This is a genomic window from Solidesulfovibrio sp. (assembly GCF_029978005.1).
In the GTDB taxonomy this organism is placed as follows: domain Bacteria; phylum Desulfobacterota; class Desulfovibrionia; order Desulfovibrionales; family Desulfovibrionaceae; genus Solidesulfovibrio.
In genome coordinates, this window is sequence record NZ_JARKOZ010000032.1 from 64,096 (window position 1) to 80,318 (window position 16,223).

11 protein-coding genes are annotated in these 16,223 nt (G+C 67.9%); all 11 read left to right on the forward strand.

Features of this window, described 5'->3' with window-relative positions; translation table 11 throughout:
* The first annotated feature begins 38 nt into the window (after positions 1–38).
* The 11 genes from Q1K70_RS03290 (at position 39) to Q1K70_RS03340 (ending at position 16,088) form a co-directional block, all read left to right on the forward strand.
* Positions 39–1,493: a HAMP domain-containing sensor histidine kinase gene (locus Q1K70_RS03290; RefSeq protein WP_300155701.1), complete on the forward strand. Its 1,455-nt coding sequence runs from the start codon at positions 39–41 to the stop codon at positions 1,491–1,493.
* A 13-nt stretch (positions 1,494–1,506) separates the two neighbouring features.
* Complete coding sequence (locus tag Q1K70_RS03295; protein WP_300155703.1) at positions 1,507–2,121, forward strand: hypothetical protein; 615 nt, start codon at positions 1,507–1,509, stop codon at positions 2,119–2,121.
* 31 nt (positions 2,122–2,152) lie between these two features.
* Entirely contained in the window at positions 2,153–3,523 is a 1,371-nt protein-coding gene (locus Q1K70_RS03300) for a sigma-54 dependent transcriptional regulator (protein WP_300155705.1), read from the forward strand.
* A 123-nt stretch (positions 3,524–3,646) separates the two neighbouring features.
* Entirely contained in the window at positions 3,647–4,378 is a 732-nt protein-coding gene (locus Q1K70_RS03305) for an FtsX-like permease family protein (RefSeq protein WP_300155707.1), read from the forward strand.
* 58 nt (positions 4,379–4,436) lie between these two features.
* Positions 4,437–5,177: an ABC transporter ATP-binding protein gene (locus tag Q1K70_RS03310; protein ID WP_300155709.1), complete on the forward strand. Its 741-nt coding sequence runs from the start codon at positions 4,437–4,439 to the stop codon at positions 5,175–5,177.
* A 51-nt stretch (positions 5,178–5,228) separates the two neighbouring features.
* Positions 5,229–10,175 (forward strand): FtsX-like permease family protein, encoded by a 4,947-nt coding sequence (locus tag Q1K70_RS03315; RefSeq protein WP_300155711.1) that lies wholly within the window; start codon positions 5,229–5,231, stop codon positions 10,173–10,175.
* A complete protein-coding gene (locus Q1K70_RS03320; protein ID WP_300155713.1) occupies positions 10,172–12,154 on the forward strand; it encodes a DUF6785 family protein in 1,983 nt (660 codons plus the stop codon). The genes Q1K70_RS03315 and Q1K70_RS03320 overlap by 4 nt, the downstream gene beginning before the upstream one ends.
* Before the next feature lie 9 nt (positions 12,155–12,163).
* Entirely contained in the window at positions 12,164–14,122 is a 1,959-nt protein-coding gene (locus tag Q1K70_RS03325; protein WP_300155714.1) for a peptide transporter, read from the forward strand.
* A gap of 192 nt (positions 14,123–14,314) precedes the next feature.
* Positions 14,315–14,539 carry a DNA-directed RNA polymerase subunit omega gene (gene rpoZ / locus Q1K70_RS03330; RefSeq protein ID WP_300155716.1) on the forward strand — a complete coding sequence of 75 codons (225 nt, stop codon included), beginning with the start codon at positions 14,315–14,317 and terminating at the stop codon, positions 14,537–14,539.
* Between the two features lie 5 nt (positions 14,540–14,544).
* Positions 14,545–15,660, forward strand: a complete 1,116-nt coding sequence (gene dnaJ / locus Q1K70_RS03335; protein ID WP_300155725.1) for a molecular chaperone DnaJ — start codon at positions 14,545–14,547, stop codon at positions 15,658–15,660.
* Positions 15,661–15,662: 2 nt separating this feature from the next.
* On the forward strand, positions 15,663–16,088 hold the full coding sequence (locus Q1K70_RS03340) for a tetratricopeptide repeat protein (RefSeq protein ID WP_300155718.1): 426 nt from the start codon (positions 15,663–15,665) through the stop codon (positions 16,086–16,088).
* The last annotated feature ends 135 nt before the right edge of the window (positions 16,089–16,223 follow it).

The window sequence follows — 16,223 nt, forward strand, 5'->3', positions numbered from 1 at the left end:
CAGATGCGTACCCTCCTCGCCGTGGACCGGCGACCGCCATGTATCTGTACCGAAGACCCATCAAGCAGTACGGCATCCTGTTCAAGATGCTGGCGGTCTACATCGGCATATTGGTCGTCGCCTATTTCACCACGTCCACGCTGCTGATCTATATCAAGGAATCGGTCAACATCTCGCGCGACATCGTCAAGGTGCGCTTCGAAGTCCTCTCCATCTCCCAGCGCCTGGTAGACAGCCTGCTGGCCATGGAGGAGAACCAGAAGAAGTACGAGATCGTCCATTCCGAGGAATACAAGAAGAACTTCCTGGCCGCGCTCAACGAATACAAAAACGCCATCTGGAGCATCCTCTGGTTCCGCTACGAGAGCTTTTCCGTCTGGGAGGAGCTCCACGCCGAATTCAGGGCCGCCTTTCCGGAGTTGGCCCAGGGCAAGGCTCTGGGCGGCGAGCCCTGGATCGACCAGGAGACGCTCAACAAATGGATGCGCATCGTGGTCAGCGCCCGCCAGGACAACGAACGCGTGCTGGAATCGGGCATGCGCGAGCTTTTCCGCATCAGCGAAGTGGCCGTCAACCGAGGCGTGACGGGCCTGACCGTGTCCATCGGCCTCGGGCTTCTCGGCATCCTCTACCTGACCTATTCCCTGCGCCGGCCGCTTCGCGAGCTGCGCCGGGGCATTCGGGCCTACACCCGCGACGGGCGGCTCGAACCCATCCGCGTGCTCACCAAGGACGAGCTCGGGGAGCTGGCCGCGGCGTTTAACGACATGACCTCCCGCCTCAAGGAGGAGGAGCGCATGCGGGCGGACTTCATCGACATGGTCAGCCACGAGATCCGCACGCCGCTGACCTCCATCCGCGAGTCCGTCAACCTCATGCGCGAGCGGGTGCTCGGCGAGGTCAACGAGCGCCAGAAGCGCTTCCTCGACATCGCCAGCGACGAGCTCCAGCGCATCTCGGCCATGCTCACGAGTCTGCTCAAGGTGTCGAGCATGGCCTCCCAGATCGTGGACCTTGCGCCCGTGACCTTCGATCCGGCCAAGCTGGTCCTGGAAACCCTGGAAAAGGCCGCGCCGGCCGCCGAGGCCAAGGGCATCCGCTTGACGCCGCGCCTGGGGCGCGACATCGTCTCCGTGGTCGGGGACCGGGAGCTGCTCGGCCAGGCGCTCTATAACCTCATCGGCAATGCCGTAAAGTTCTCTCCGCCCGAGCGTACCGTGCTGGTGGGCCTGGAAATGGCCGACGGCGGGCAAAAGCTCCTCGTCAGCATCACCGACGAAGGCCCCGGCATTCCCGAGGAGGAGCAGCCCCACGTCTTCAACAAATACTATCGGGGCGCGCGCACCAAACGGACCACCGACGGCATCGGCCTGGGGCTCTCCATCGCCAAGACCATCGTCGAGGCCCACGGCGGCAACATCTGGCTGTCGAGTCTGGCCGGCAAAGGGTGCACGTTTTACTTTACAATCCCCGTGGATGGGACAACTGCCTGACATGGCCCGAAACATGAGAAAAAAGATGTTGCGTGAAGCGGCCTGCGGCCTGTGCGCCGCGCTCGTGATCCTTTCCTGCGGCTGCGCCAAGCGGGAGACGGCCGCGCCGCCGGTCCCGCCGACCCCGCCGCAGGTCGCCGAGGCCCCCGCGCCCACGGCCGTCTCGGCAGCCTGCGAGCCCACCAGGAACAGCCTCTACGACCAGGGCGTGTGTTCCTTCGACACGGGCGAGGTCAAGCGCGCCATGGGGCTTTGGCGCACCGCCGCGGGCACCGATCCCGACCCGGCCGTGCGGCGCAAGGCCCTTTTCGCCATGGCCGCGGTCAAGCTCGCCCAGGCCAACACCGACGCCGAGATGGCCGCCGCCATGGAGATGTTCGACGCCTGGAGCAAGGCCTCGCCCCCGGGCGGCAGCGGCGAGGAGCCGCGCTTCCTGCTGCCGGCCCTGCGAAACCTCAAGCCGGCCGCCGCGCTCAGGGAGCAGAAGGCCGCCCTGGAGCGCGAGTGCGCCAAAAAGCTCGCCGAGCGCGAGGAGCAGGTGCGGAAAAGCGTGCAGCAGCAGGTCCGGGCCCTGGAAACCATCCATCAGCAGATTCAGGAAAAAAAGAAAGGGCTGATCAACAATTGACCGCCGCCGCGCCCCGCGCGACACCATTCCCATGAAAAGCGCCGCCCAGACGCGAAAGACCATCCTGGCCGTCGACGACGACCCGCACATCCTCGAAGTTCTGGAAGTGCGGCTCGTTTCGGCCGGCTACGACGTGGTCACGGCCGGCGACGGGGCGGAGGCCCTGCACGTGCTGGCCACGCGCCCCGTGCGTCTGGTCATCTCCGACATCCGCATGCCCGGCATGGACGGCATGCGCCTGCTCGAGGAGATGGAGCGCCGGGGCCTGCGCCTGCCCATCATTTTTCTCACCGCCCACGGCAGCATTTCCGGGGCCGTGGAGGCCATCAAGCACGGGGCCGTGGACTACCTGACCAAGCCTTTCGACGGCCAGGAGCTTCTGGCCCGCGTGGCCGAGGTCTTCGCCAAGGCCGCCGGCGCGCCGGCCCCGGTCGCCCCGGACATGGCCGAATCGGGCCTGGTCGGCCAGAGCCAGGCCATGCGCGACCTGGCCGCCATGATCGACCGCGTGGCCGCCCGCGACGTCAACGTGCTCATCCTCGGCGAGTCCGGCACGGGCAAGGAGCTGGTGGCCAACCTCGTCCACCGTCGCAGTCCCCGCAAGAACGGCCCGCTGGTCACCGTGGACTGCGGCTCGACCCCGGCCGGGCTCCTCGAATCCGAACTCTTCGGCCACGTCAAGGGCTCCTTCACCCACGCCGTCAAAGACAAGAAGGGGCTCATCGAGCAGGCCCACCAGGGCACGCTCTTCCTCGACGAGATCGGCAACATCACCATGGAGATGCAGATCCGTCTCCTGCGCGTCCTGGAAAACCACAAGATCCGCCGCATCGGCGACGTGCGCGAGATCCAGGTCGACTGCCGGGTCATCGCCGCCACCAACGCCGACATCTTCGAGCAGGTGGCCGAGGGGGTGTTCCGCGAAGACCTGCTCTATCGCCTCAAGGTCGTGACCATAAACGTGCCGCCGCTTCGCGAGCGGCGCGAGGACATCCCGATCCTGGCCGAGCATTTCAACCGCCAGTTCTGCGCCGCCCAGGGCATGCCGCCCGTCGTCATGCCGCCCGAGACCATGGCCTACCTCATGGCCTACCCCTGGCCGGGCAACGTGCGCCAGCTGCGAAACGCCCTGGAGGCCGGGGTGGTGCTGTGCTCCGATGGAACTCTCGCCCCCGGGGATCTGCAGCTGCCCCTGGCCGGCAAGGGGCCGGACCGCTCGGCCGGATCCGGGGATTCCCTGTCCCTGGACGCCAGCGAAAAGGCTGCCATCGTGCGCGCCCTGGAGCAGAGCAACTGGGTGCAGAAGGCCGCCGCGCCGCTGCTCGGCGTCAGCCGCCGGGCGCTCAACTACAAGATCCAGAAATACGGCATCGAGATTCCCAAGCGCCGGGCCAAGAAATAGTCGCGCCGCCGGGGCGACGCCTTCCCGGCCTTGGCATTGCACGGTCTTTCTGTCACAGATCGGGCTTGAAATCGCGGTAATACGCAAGAGCGGGCGGCCCGCGCGCCGGCGAACGGATGTGGCATGCGGCAGGAACGCAACGGCTTGGCTCGGGTGCCCGGGGGCAGAAAGCAGATCGCCCGCCAGGTGGTGCTGCCGTTTCGCATGTCCCTGGCCATCAGCCTCAAGAGCATCCGGGTGCGCTTTTTGCGCTCCATGGTCACGGTGATGAGCCTGGTGCTGGCCGTGGCTTTTCTGAGCTTCATCCTGACCGGAACCGAGGTGGCCCGGGGCGTGCTGGCCACGGGCGATCCGCAGCTGCGCCTGGCGCTCATCGACGCCGGCTACGACCTGTCCTCCGTGGCCCCGCCGCCCGAACGGGCGGCCGGGGAGGCGGCGCGCCTGGGGGCCGGCCCCAAGGAACGCTGGATCGTGCTGCTGTCGCTTCTGGTGTGCACGGTCGGCATCGTCAACGCCCAGCTCATGGCCGTCACCGAACGCTTCCGCGAAATCGGCACCATGAAGTGCCTGGGCGCCCTCGACCGTTTCATCTTGCGCCTTTTTCTGCTGGAAGCCGGCATGCAGGGGCTGGCCGGGTCCGTGGCCGGGGCGTTTTGCGGCATGGCCGGGGCCGTGATGGTGGGACTTTTGCGCTACGGCGGCGCGGCCGCGGCCGGGCTCGGGCCGGTTGGCCTTGGCCGGGTGCTCGGCGTGTCCGTGGCCGTGGGCGCGGGCCTGAGTCTGCTCGGCGTGGTCTATCCGGCCGTGGTGGCCGCCCGGATGCGGCCCGTGGAAGCCATGCGGGCCCAGGAATGACGCTGCCGCGGCGGATGCTCCGCCGCGATCGCCGGTGATGCAGGGGGGAGCGCGGCGCATGGCCGAGACGCACAACATCGTCCGGGTGGCCGGGGTGGCCAAGACCTTCACCATGGGCGCGCAGACCGTCACGGCCTTGCGCGGGGTGGACCTGACCATAAAAGCCGGCGAGTACCTGTCCATCATGGGGCCGTCGGGCTCGGGCAAGTCCACGCTGTTCAACATGATCGGCGGCCTGGACAAGCCGAGCTCCGGCAAGGTCTTCATCGACGAGGTGGACATCGCCCAGCTCGACGCCTACGAGCTGGCCTGGCTGCGCAACCGCAAGATCGGCTACATCTTCCAGACCTTCAACCTCATCCAGGTCATGACGGCGCTGGAAAACGTCACCCTGCCCATGACCTTCGCCGGCACGCCCCAGGACGAGGCCATGGAAAAGGGCCTGGAACTCCTCGGCCTGGTCGGGCTTCGCGAGCGACACGCCCACAAGCCCCAGGAACTCTCCGGCGGCCAGCAGCAGCGCGTGGCCATCGCCCGCTCCCTGGCCAACACCCCGGCCATCGTCCTGGCCGACGAGCCCACCGGCAACCTGGACCTGACCACCGGCGAGGAGATCATCGCGCTGCTCAAGCGCCTGAGCAGCCAGCGCGGGGTCACGGTCATCTCCGCCACCCACGACTACAAGATGCTCAACGTCTCCGACCGCGTGGTCTGGATTCGCGACGGCCGCATCGACAAGATCGAGGAGCGCGACCAGCTCGACATTTCCGTGGGCGCCATCGGGACCAGGGAGGTCTGAGGCCGGATGGCGCGCGGCATGCAAAAAGCCGGCCCGATGCGGGCGCGGGCGATGTACGCCGCTCTCGCGGCCGTGCTCCTTGTCTGCCTCGTGCTGGTCCCGGCCGGAGCCCTGGCCAAGCGCCAGAAAAAGGAGGCCGGCGACGACCGGGCGAAGGTCCTGGCCGCGACCTGGCAGGAGGCTTCCCCGGACGAGGGAGGGCTTGAGCGGGCCGTGGTCGCCGGGCTCGCCGGTCTGGGTTCGCGGCTGACCGGGACCGCCGGCTGCGCCGTGGCCGCCGACGCCGTGGAGGCCTATTTCCAGGGCCTCGGCGCGGGCGAGGTCGGACGCCTGGACTACCGCACGCCGGTCATGGCCCACGGCCCGGCCACGCTGACCCTGGCCGACGGCCGCTCCGCCGCCCTTTCGCCTCTGGCGCTCAATGCCCTGACCCCGGGGACCGTGCCGCCGCAGGGGCTCTCGGGCTCAGTGGTCTGGGCCGGGGCGGGGGAATACGCCGACTTCAACGGAAAATCCCCGGACGGGGCCATCGTGCTCATGGACCTGCGCTCCGGGCGCAACTGGCAGGCCGCGGCCCAGCTCGGGGCCAAGGCGCTCGTCTACGTGGACGCGGACGCCTCCGGGGCCGTGGCCGACGCCGGGCTTTTCAAGGACAAGTTCGAACTCACGCCGGTGCGCTTCCCGCGTTTCCTGCTTTCGGCCAAGGCCGCCCGGGAGCTTTTCGGCGACTACGCCGCGCTTTCCGGGAACAAGGCCGGCCCCGTGGCCACTCTCGCCGGCCGGGCCGCCTGGGAGCAGGCCGTGGCCAGCGACGTCTACCTGCTTTTCCCCGGAACCGATCCGGCCAGGGGCGGCGAGCTTCTGGTGGTCGAAGCCGCCTACGACGCGGCCGCCTTCGCCCCGGGCGACGCCCCGGGCGCGGACGAGGCCGCCTCGGTCGCCGCCCTGCTGCGTCTGGCCCGGGATTTTTCCGTAAGTCCCCCGGCCCGGCCGACGCTGCTGCTGGCCACCTCCGGCCGGGCCCAGGCCCTGGCCGGGCTGCGCGAATTCTACGCCGCCCTGCGCGGCAAGGGAAAGGACCTGCGCGCCAGGTCCCGGGAGGCCCGCGAGGACGTTCGGGCCATCGGCGAGGTCCTGGACGGGCTGCGCCAGCTGGAGGAGGGGGGCGACGGCGCGGTGGCGCTTCTCGCCCGGCCGGACGTGCGCCGGGCTATGACCGAGACCCTCAAGGACGAGGTGGACGCCGTCACCACGCGCCTGATGGAACTGCGACTGGCTCCCGGGGAGAAGGACATGGCGGCGCTGGGCGCCCTGGCCGAGCGCCGAGCGCTTTTGCGCCGGCTCCAGTGGCGCGAGGAGTTCGCCCTGGCCCCGGCCGGGGAGCGCGCCGCGCTGACGGCGCTTGTGCCCAAAGCCCGGGAGCGGCTCACGCGGGCCAGGGAATCGGCCGAAACCGAGGGGCGCTGCGTGGAAAGCGCCCGCGAGCTGCGAAAGCGCCTGGGCGAGCGGGAGATCACGGCCCAAGTCTCGCTTTACCTTTCCAGCCACGGCCAGGGCGTGGGCGGCTTCGCCCGGGGATTTGCCTTCGACGTCAAGCCCGACGTCAACCCGGTCCAGGCCTACGGCCGCATCAACCGCTCCCTCGCCGCCGCCGCCGGGGCCGCCGTCAAAAGCCAGGGGCTGCCGGCCGGCTATTACCAGGACGGCATGCGCGACGACCGCAGCCGGCCCTGGCAGGGGCTCCTCCCCGACAGGCCGGCCCTGGGCGGCGAGATCGGCGCCGTCGCCGGCGTGCTCGGCCTGACGCTGGCCACCGTGGCCGATGCCCGCCAGTCCTGGGGCACGCCCGGCGACGTGCCCGGGGCCGTGGATTTCGCCGCGCTTGCGCGCCAGTCCCGGTTCGTGGCCGCCGTGGTCGCGGACATGGCCGCGCCGGGCTTCGAGGTGGGCGAAAAGCGGCCGCGAAACGTCTTTTCGAGCCTCACCGGCCGGGCCAACTTCATCCGCCAGGGCGAGCTCTTTCCCGAGCGCCCGGCCCCGGACACGGTCCTTTGCGTCTACCAGGGCAAGACCCGCTTCTACGCCGCCGCCGACGCCAAGGGCGGCTTCCAGATAAACGGCCTGGCCAACAAGAAGTACGTCCTGGACAAGGCCGTCATCGAGGGCTTCCGCTTCGACCCGGACACCGGCGAGGCCGTCTGGGCCATCGACAAGAAGCAGACCGGCAAGGACGCCTACCGGGTCAAGATGAACCGCAACGCCATGGAAACCGACCTCATCATGTTCGGTTGCCGGCAAAGCACGCTCTTTTCCGCCTTCGACCCCCGCTCCTTCCGCTACTTCACCCGCATCGAGCTTCTCGACGCCCGGCGCGAGGCCCCGCCCCTGCGCTCCTGGTTCAGCCGCCTGGACACCCTCGACTCCACGCTGCTCTCGGTCTTCCTCGAACCGGGCACGCCCTACAAGGCCATCCTGTCCGACACCGTGCTGGCCCGGAAGCTCATCCTTTTAAACGCCAGCCCGGAGCACCCCACGGGCACGGGCTATCTCGTGGAGGCCTGGCCCGTGCTGCCCGTGACCGAACTGCTCGGGGCCAGGGACATGTGGGAGCTCGTCGGGCCGCGCGTCAAAAACCTCGAGGACCACGGCATCGTCAACGAACGCATCCGCGACCTGGAAAAGCGGGGCAGGGACCTGTACGCCAAGGCCGTGGCCGCCGCCGAGGTCAGGCGCTTCGACGCCATGATCGCCTCGGCCCGCTCCAGCTGGGCCCTGGCCGTTCGCGTCTACAACGACGTGGAAAAGACCCAGCGCGACGTGCTGCTGGGCGTGCTCTTCTACATCGCGCTTTTCATCCCCTTCGCCTACTGCGTGGAGCGCGTGGTCTTCAATTTCGCCGACATCCACAAGCGCATCGCCGCCTTCCTCGGCGTCCTGGCCGCGGTCATCGCCGTGGTCTACCAGGTGCACCCGGCCTTCCAGCTGACCTACAGCCCGCTCGTGGTCATCCTGGCCTTTTTCATCCTCGGCCTTTCGGTCATGGTGGCGCTGATCATCTTCCTGCGCTTCGAGCGGGAGATGACGGCGCTCCAGCGCCGGGCCTCCCACGCCAAGTCCTCGGACATCGGCGGCATGCGCGCCTTCGCCGCCGCCTTCGTCATTGGCGTCAGCAACCTTCGCCGCCGCAAGGTCCGCACCACGCTCACCTGCCTGACGCTGGTCATCCTCACCTTCACCATCATGAGCTTCACGAGCGTCAAATCCACCCGCGACGAAGGGGCGGCGCGTTTCGCCGACGCCGCGCCCTACCGGGGTGTGCTGCTTAAAAACGCCGGCTGGCGCTCCCTGCCGCCCGAGGCCCTGTCCGTGGTGCGCGACGCCTACGCCCGGGGCCTGACCGTCGCACCCCTGGCCTGGCTGGAGCTGCCCGAGAAGACCCTGTCCCCGGCCACGGTCGTGCGGGCGGGCGAGCGCGCCGAGGCCGTGCAGAGCTTCCTCGGCCTGTCCGACCAGGAGGCCGCCGTCGGCCGCATGCGCGGGCTCCTCGTCGCCGGGCGCTGGTTTACCCCGGAGGACCGCGACGCCGTGCTCCTGCCCGCGCCCATGGCCGAGCGCCTGGGCGTCGCCCCGGGAGATGCGGTCACGCTCTTCGGCCGGTCCTTCACCGTGGCCGGCATCCTGCGCAAGAACGCCCTGGACGACCGGCTGGACCTCGACGGCGAGCCCGTCACCCCGGTGGTCTATCCCACCGAGGCCATGGCCGAGACCTCGGAGGTCGAGAAGGAGGCCGTGGAGTCCGGCGAGGACGTCAAGTCCATGCAGGCCCGCTACCAGCACATCGACGATGACCTGACCGTGGTCGTGCCCTACGACACGCTCATGGGCCTGGGCGGGCAGCTCAAGTCCATTGTGGTCGCCCCGTCCGCCGATGCCCTGGTCATGGGCAAGGCGTCGGCCGATGACGGCTCGGAACTGGCGGCGCGCCTGGCCGACCGCTTCGGCCTGGCCGTCTTTTCCGGTCAGCCGAGCGGCGTGTTCGTCTACCACGCCGGAGACGCCCTGGGCTACGCCGGGGTGCCCAACATCCTCGTGCCCCTGGTCATCTCCGTGCTCATCGTGCTCAACACCATGATCGGCGCGGTCTTCGAGCGCAAGCGCGAGATCGGCGTCTACACCGCCGTGGGCCTGGCCCCGTCCCACGTCTCCTTCCTTTTCATCGCCGAGGCCTTGGCCTTCGCCGTCATCAGCGTGGTCCTGGGCTACCTGCTGGCGCAGGTCACGGCCGGGCTCCTCTCCGGCACCAGCCTGTGGGCCGGCATGACCGCCAACTATTCCTCCATGGCCGGCGTGGCCGCCATGGGCCTGGTCATCGCCGTGGTGCTGCTCTCCGTGGTCTACCCCTCGCGCCTGGCCGGCCAGATCGCCATCCCGGATGTCAACCGCTCCTGGTCCATGCCCGAACCGGTGGACGGCGCGATCAGGACCCGCCTGCCGTTTCTGGTGCGCGTGCGCGAGCAGGAGTGCGCCGGAGGCTTTCTCTTCGACTATTACGGCACCCATCAGGACGTCTCCCACGGCCTTTTCGCCACGGCCGACGTGGACTACGCCTTCGAGTGCCCCTGGGACGCGCCCGGCGCGCCGCCGCACCCCAAGGAGCGCTTTCCGGAATTCTGCGACCTCAAGGCCTGCATGCGCCTGACGGCCACAGTCTGGCTCGCGCCCTTCGATTTCGGCATCAAGCAGGCCGTGGCCATCACCTTCATTCCGTCCCCGGACACGCCCGGCTACATGGAGATCGACGTGGAACTGTCGCGCCAGGCCGGCGAGGCCGGCATGTGGAAGCGGCTCAACAAGGGCTTCGTCAACGACCTGCGCAAGCAGCTCCTCGTGTGGCGCTCCCTGGAGGAGGCCGTGCGCGTGGCGTATGAGGACAAGGTGGTGAGCGACTTCAACGCCAGGATGCGCGGCGGGCCGACGCACGAAGAGGCCGGCGCATGAACGCTTCCCGGGCCATACGTCTTCGCGCCGTGCTCCTGGGCGTCGTCCTGGGGCTGGTCGTGTGCGCCGTCACGCCGCTGAATAACCTCTATTACGGGGCCACGCCCCTGGGCGGCGGCCATTTCCCCCTGGCGCCCTTTTTCATCCTGGTCTGGCTGACGCTTCTGGCCGCCGGCCTGGGCCGCCTGCTGCGCGGCCGGGCCGTGCTCACCGGCACGGACCTCATGGTCTGCTGGATGCTCATGGTCGTGGTCTCGGGCGTGGCCCACACCGGCTTGGCCAGGACCTTTTTCCTCAACATCACCGCCCCCCTGCATTTCGCCACCGAAGGCAACCAGTGGAAGCAGGTGCTCGGACCGCTCCTGCCGCTGGGCTGGTATCCCGGCGACCCCGACGCCGTGGAGACGCTTTATAACGGCCTTTCCGGCGGCTACACCATGTCCTGGCCGGCCGTGCTGGCCGCCATCCCCTGGAAGGCCTGGGCCGGGCCGCTGGCCGCCTGGGGCGTGTTCGTGGGCCTGTGCTTTTTCGTCATGCTCTGCCTGGCCAACCTCTTTTCCCGGCAGTGGGTGTCCAACGAGCGCATGAACTTCCCCTTGCTGCGCCTGCCCGAGGCCATGACCGGGGCCATGGACGCCGGCGGGCTGGCCGGGTTTTTCACCGACCGCTTCCTGTTGTGCGGCGCGCTGGCGAGCGTCTGCCTGCACACCGTAAACGGCATCGGCTTCTACGACCCCTCGGTGCCGCAACTGCCGACCCTCATCCTGGCCGGGCCGTATTTCCCCAAGACCGGGCTTTTTTCCGGCTTCACCAAGCTCAAGATCTATTTCTACCCGGCGTTTATCGGCTTCGCCTTTCTCACCGCCCGCCAGATTTCCCTGAGCTTCTGGGTGTTTTTCCTGCTCGGCGGGCTTTTTTACGGCGTGCTCGACGTGTTGGGCCAGCAGGTGCCGGCCTCGGCGCTCGGCGTCACCTTCGGCCCGACCCTGGCCCTGCCCGAGGAGACGCAGATGATCGGCGCCTACGGCGTCTTTTTCTGCTTCATCCTCTGGCTGGCCCGCCACCATCTCCTCGACGCGGCCCGCGACGCCGTCCGGCTGCGTTTTCGCGGCCCGGACGAGGCCGAGTGGGTGGGGGCCGGCGCGTCGCTGTGGGGGCTTTTCCTCGGCGGCGGGGCGCTGGTCGCCTGGAGCGTGTCCTTTGGCATGCCCCTTGGCCAGGCGGTGCTCCTTTTCGGCGCGTTTTTCATGGTCATGCTGGTGGCCAGCCGCATCGTCTGCCAGGGCGGCCTCGCCTACTTCACCCTGACCGCCGCCCCGACCGACGGCCTGCTGGCCCTCTGCGGCACGGGGATATTGAGCCGCATGTCCCTGCTCATGGCCGCGGTCATGCAGAAGATGCTTTTCGTCGATCTGCGGGAGTCGCTTCTGCCGTCGCTTTTCCACGCCGCCAAGGTGGGGGAGGGCAGGCGTCCCAAGGCGCTGTACCTGGCCGGCATCGTCCTCGCTCTGGCCCTGGCCGTGTGCGTGTCCTTCGCCGCCGTCCTGGCCGTTTGCCACAAGTACGGCCTGCGCGATTTGCAAATGGACTGGGAGACCCAGACCGTGACCACGGTCTACGAGAACGTCCAGCGCCTGGTGGAGGCCCCGGCCGGGACCAACCGCACGGTGGTAGGCTTCGCGGTCATGGGCGCGGCGGTCATGTTCGCCCTGGTCGTCGCCTACCAGCGCTTCTACTGGTGGCCCATCCACCCCATCGGCTACCTGACCATGTATTCCTCGGCCATGCGCATCCTGTGGTTCTCCTTTTTCCTCGGCTGGCTCTGCAACCACCTGACCCTGCGCTACGGCGGCATCCTCCTGCTCAAGCGGGTGCGGCTGCTCTTCATCGGCCTGATCCTGGGCGACTTTTTGATGGGCGGCATCTTCGCCGTGATCGGATTGTGGACGGGGCAGAGTTATCTGGTGCTGCCGAATTAGGAACGCCTGATGTACGACGACAAGGAACTTGCCGAATACCGGGACCTGCTGCCCGCGCCGAAGCACTTCGAGGAGGGCTTCGACTGGAAGACCATTGTCGGCGCGGTGTTCATCGGCTTCCTCATGATGCCGGGCAGCATGTACCTCCAGCTCGTCATCGGCACGGGCATCGGACCGGCCGCCCGCTGGGTCACCATCATCCTGTTCGCCGAGATCGCCAAGCGCGCCTACACCGAGCTCAAGCAGCAGGAAATCTTCCTGCTCTATTACATGGCCGGCGCGGCCATGGCCTCGCCCTTCCACGGCCTGCTCTGGAACCAGTACCTCGTGCAGTCCGACGCGGCCAAGATGCTGGGCCTGACCGACCTCATCCCGACCTGGGTCGCGCCGGGGCCGGACTCCGAATCCCTGGTCGCGCGCACCTTCTTCCACCGCGACTGGCTCGTCCCCATACTGCTTCTGGTCGGCTCCCAGATCGTGCAGCGCATCGACCACTTCGGCCTGGGCTACGCGCTCTACCGCGTGACCTCCGACGTGGAGAAGCTGCCCTTTCCCATGGCCCCGGTCGGGGCGCTGGGCACCATGGCCCTGGCCGAGTCCACCGAGGACCGCAAGACCGGCTGGAAGTGGCGGGTTTTTTCCATAGGTGGCATGATCGGCCTGGCCTTCGGCGCGCTCTACGTGCTTTTTCCCGTGGTCTCGGGCCTGGTCTTCACCGAGCCCGTGCGCCTGATCCCCATTCCCTGGGCCGACTTCACCCGCAACACCGAGCATTGGCTCCCGGCCGTGGCCACGGGCATCCAGTTCGACCTGGGCCTGGTCTTCACCGGCATGGTGCTGCCGTTTTGGGCCGTCATCGGCGGCTTGGTCGGCCTGGCCGTCACCTTCGTGGCCAACCCCGTCCTGTACGACCACGGCGTGCTGCACCGCTGGCGGCAGGGCATGGGCACGGTGGAGACGGTCTTCGCCAACAACTTCGACTTCTACATGTCCTTCGGCATCGGCCTTGGCCTAGCCATCGGCGTCATCGGCGTATGGCAGGTGGCCAAGTCGCTGCGCAAGGGCGGCGTGGGCGGCGCGGCCTACAAGGCGCTTTTCGACACCAACAAGGCGCGCGGCGACATCAACTTCTGGCTCTCCATCGGCATCTACGTCTTCTCCACCCTGGCCTACGTCGGCATGTGCCTGTTTCTCGTGCCGCAGTTCCCCTGGATGTTCTTCGTGCTCTACGGCTTCGTCTACACGCCGATCATCTCCTACATCACGGCCCGCATGGAAGGCATCGCCGGCCAGTTCGTGAGCCTGCCGCTGGTGCGCGAGGCCAGCTTCATCGCCGGGGCGAAGTTCTTCGGCTACCAGGGCATCGAGATCTGGTACGCCCCCATCCCCATCCACAACTACGGCAAGGCGACGGTGGACTTCCGGGAGATCGAGCTGACCGGCACCAGCCTTCGCGGCATCATCAAGGCCGAGATCGTGGTCTTTCCCGTGGTCATGACCGCGAGCCTGCTTTTTTCCCAGTTCATCTGGCAGCTCGCTCCCATCCCCTCGGCCAGCTACCCCTACGCCCAGGAGCTCTGGCACCTGCAAGCCCTCAACACCCTGCTCATGCAGACCTCGACCCTGGAGGGCAACTCGCTTTTCTTCCAGGCGTTAAACGGCTGGTACGTCTCGGCCGGCCTGGGCCTGGGCCTGGTGACGTACTTCCTGCTCATGCTCTTCGGTCTGCCGGTGCTCCTGGTCTACGGCATCGTGCGGGGCCTGGGGCAAAGCGTGCCCCACGGGCTTATCCTCGAGGTGGTGGGCGCGCTTCTGGGCCGCTACTACTTCCTCAAGCGCTACGGCAAGAAATGGCGGCAGTACGCGCCGGTGCTCCTGGCCGGCTTCTCCTGCGGCATGGGGCTCATGGGCATGTTCGCCATGGGCGCGACGCTCATCCTCAAGTCGCTGGGGAAGCTTGCCTATTAGGGTGGAGTTCAAGGCTTGACGTCTCTTCCGGTCCTGGAGTATCAACTTCGGTTTGGCGTTGGGTCCGAAGGGGCCGCCGCCTTCCCGTGCCCTGCGGGAAACGGCCTTGACTCCGGGGAAAAACGACTTACCAGGGTGTCACACCCGCCCCGACCGGACCACGCCGCGCGGACAACGCGCAAGGAGAAACGCATGGCGCGCATTACCGTCGAAGACTGCCTGGAAAAGATCAACAACCGGTTTCTCATCGTGCAGATGGCCATCAAGCGGGTGCACCAGTACCGCGAGGGCTACGATCCCCTCATCGAGTGCAAGAACAAGGAAGTTGTCACCGCCCTGCGGGAAATCGCCGCCGGCGAAGTGCTGCCGAGCGAACCCATCGTGGAAGCGGGCGTGCTGCTGCCTGAAAACGAATAGCTGCAATCATGCCCCGGGATTACTACGAAGTGCTCGGCGTAGAACGCGGCGCCGATGACGACACCATCAAGAAGGCCTACCGCCAGATGGCCTTCAAGTACCATCCGGACCACAACCCCGACGATCCCGAGGCCGAATCCAAGTTCAAGGAAGCGGCCGAGGCCTACGAGGTGTTGCGCAACGCCGAGACCCGCGCCCGGTACGACCGTTTCGGCCACGAGGGCCTGGGCGGCAACGGCTTCGGCGGCTTCGGCTCCACGGACGACGTCTTCAGCGCCTTTTCGGACATCTTTGGTGAGTTCTTCGGCTTCGGCGGCCGGGGGAGCACGCGCGGCCCCCGCCCCCAGTCCGGCAACGACCTGCGCTACGACCTGACCGTGTCCTTCCGCGACGCGGCCAAGGGCACCGAGGTCTCGCTCAAGATCCCCAAAAACGTCCAGTGCCACGTCTGCGGCGGCTCCGGGGCCGAGCCCGGAACCTCGCCCGAGACCTGCAAGCAGTGCGGCGGCACGGGGCAAGTGGTCCAGAGCCAGGGCTTTTTCCGTATCGCCGTGACCTGTCCCATCTGCCGGGGCGAGGGCAAGGTCGTGACCTCGCCGTGCCGGGAGTGCCGGGGCAGGGGGGTCACGCGCCAGACCCGCGATCTCAAGGTGCGGGTGCCGGCGGGCGTGGACGACGGCAGCAGGCTTCGGCTTCGCGGCGAGGGTGAGCCGGGGCTTCACGGTGGGCCTCCGGGCGACCTCTACGTCATTCTCCACGTCGAGCCGGACAAGGTCTTCGAGCGCCAGGGGCAGAACCTGGTGCTGCGGGCCGAGATCAGCTTCGTCCAGGCGGCGCTTGGCCACAAGATCGAGGTGCCGACCCTCGACGGCCATGAGACCATGGACATCCCCAAGGGCACGCAAAGCGGCGAGGTTTTCTCGCTGCGCGGCCTCGGCCTGCCCGTGCCCGGATCGAGCCGCAACGGCGACCTGCTGGTCGAGGTGACGGTGGTCACGCCCAAGAACCTGACCAAGAAGCAGGAGGAGCTTTTGCGCGAGTTCGAGAAGCTCGACGAGCAAAAGCCCATGAAGAAAGTGAAGAATTTTTTCCGCAAGGCCAAGGAGGCCATGGGGAACTAGCCATGCGCAAACGCCTGTCGATCGTGCTTTTCGCTTCATTTCTGGCCGTCTTCGTCGCCGGGGCCGCCCTGGCCGGGCCCTCCGAGGATTTCCGTGATGGTCTGGCCGCCGCCAAGGCCGGCGACATGGACAAGGCCATGGCCGCTTTCACCCGCATCATCGACGCCGCCGCCTCGGGCGCGGCCATGGACGCCCAGAACCTGGCCAGCGCCTACAATCTGCGCGGCATGTGCCATGACGTGAAAAACGAGTCCGAGCAGGCCCTGGCCGACTACACCAAGGCCATCGAGACCGACGCCAAGATGGCCGAGGCCTACGGCAACCGGGCCATGCTCTACGCCAAGCTCGGCGACGTGGAAAAGGCCAAGGCCGACGCCACGGCCGCCAGACGCATCGACCGCAAGGTCAAGGTGCCGGAATTCAAGTAGCGCCGCGCCCCTGGCCTGCCCACGCCGGCCGGGACACGCCGTGGGGGGCGCATGAGCGACGGACTGACCCACATCGACGACGACGGCCGCGCGCGCATGGTGGCCGTGGGGGCCAAGGCCAGGACGCGCGGCTTG

Bases quoted from the DNA above. Each gene is read 5' to 3' on its own strand.
- Q1K70_RS03290 (WP_300155701.1), top strand. From the start codon at position 39: ATGTATCTGTACCGAAGACCCATCAAGCAGTACGGCATCCTGTTCAAG.
- Q1K70_RS03295 (WP_300155703.1), top strand. From the start codon at position 1,507: ATGAGAAAAAAGATGTTGCGTGAAGCGGCCTGCGGCCTGTGCGCCGCG.
- Q1K70_RS03300 (WP_300155705.1), top strand. From the start codon at position 2,153: ATGAAAAGCGCCGCCCAGACGCGAAAGACCATCCTGGCCGTCGACGAC.
- Q1K70_RS03305 (WP_300155707.1), top strand. From the start codon at position 3,647: ATGCGGCAGGAACGCAACGGCTTGGCTCGGGTGCCCGGGGGCAGAAAG.
- Q1K70_RS03310 (WP_300155709.1), top strand. From the start codon at position 4,437: ATGGCCGAGACGCACAACATCGTCCGGGTGGCCGGGGTGGCCAAGACC.
- Q1K70_RS03315 (WP_300155711.1), top strand. From the start codon at position 5,229: ATGTACGCCGCTCTCGCGGCCGTGCTCCTTGTCTGCCTCGTGCTGGTC.
- Q1K70_RS03320 (WP_300155713.1), top strand. From the start codon at position 10,172: ATGAACGCTTCCCGGGCCATACGTCTTCGCGCCGTGCTCCTGGGCGTC.
- Q1K70_RS03325 (WP_300155714.1), top strand. From the start codon at position 12,164: ATGTACGACGACAAGGAACTTGCCGAATACCGGGACCTGCTGCCCGCG.
- rpoZ (WP_300155716.1), top strand. From the start codon at position 14,315: ATGGCGCGCATTACCGTCGAAGACTGCCTGGAAAAGATCAACAACCGG.
- Q1K70_RS03340 (WP_300155718.1), top strand. From the start codon at position 15,663: ATGCGCAAACGCCTGTCGATCGTGCTTTTCGCTTCATTTCTGGCCGTC.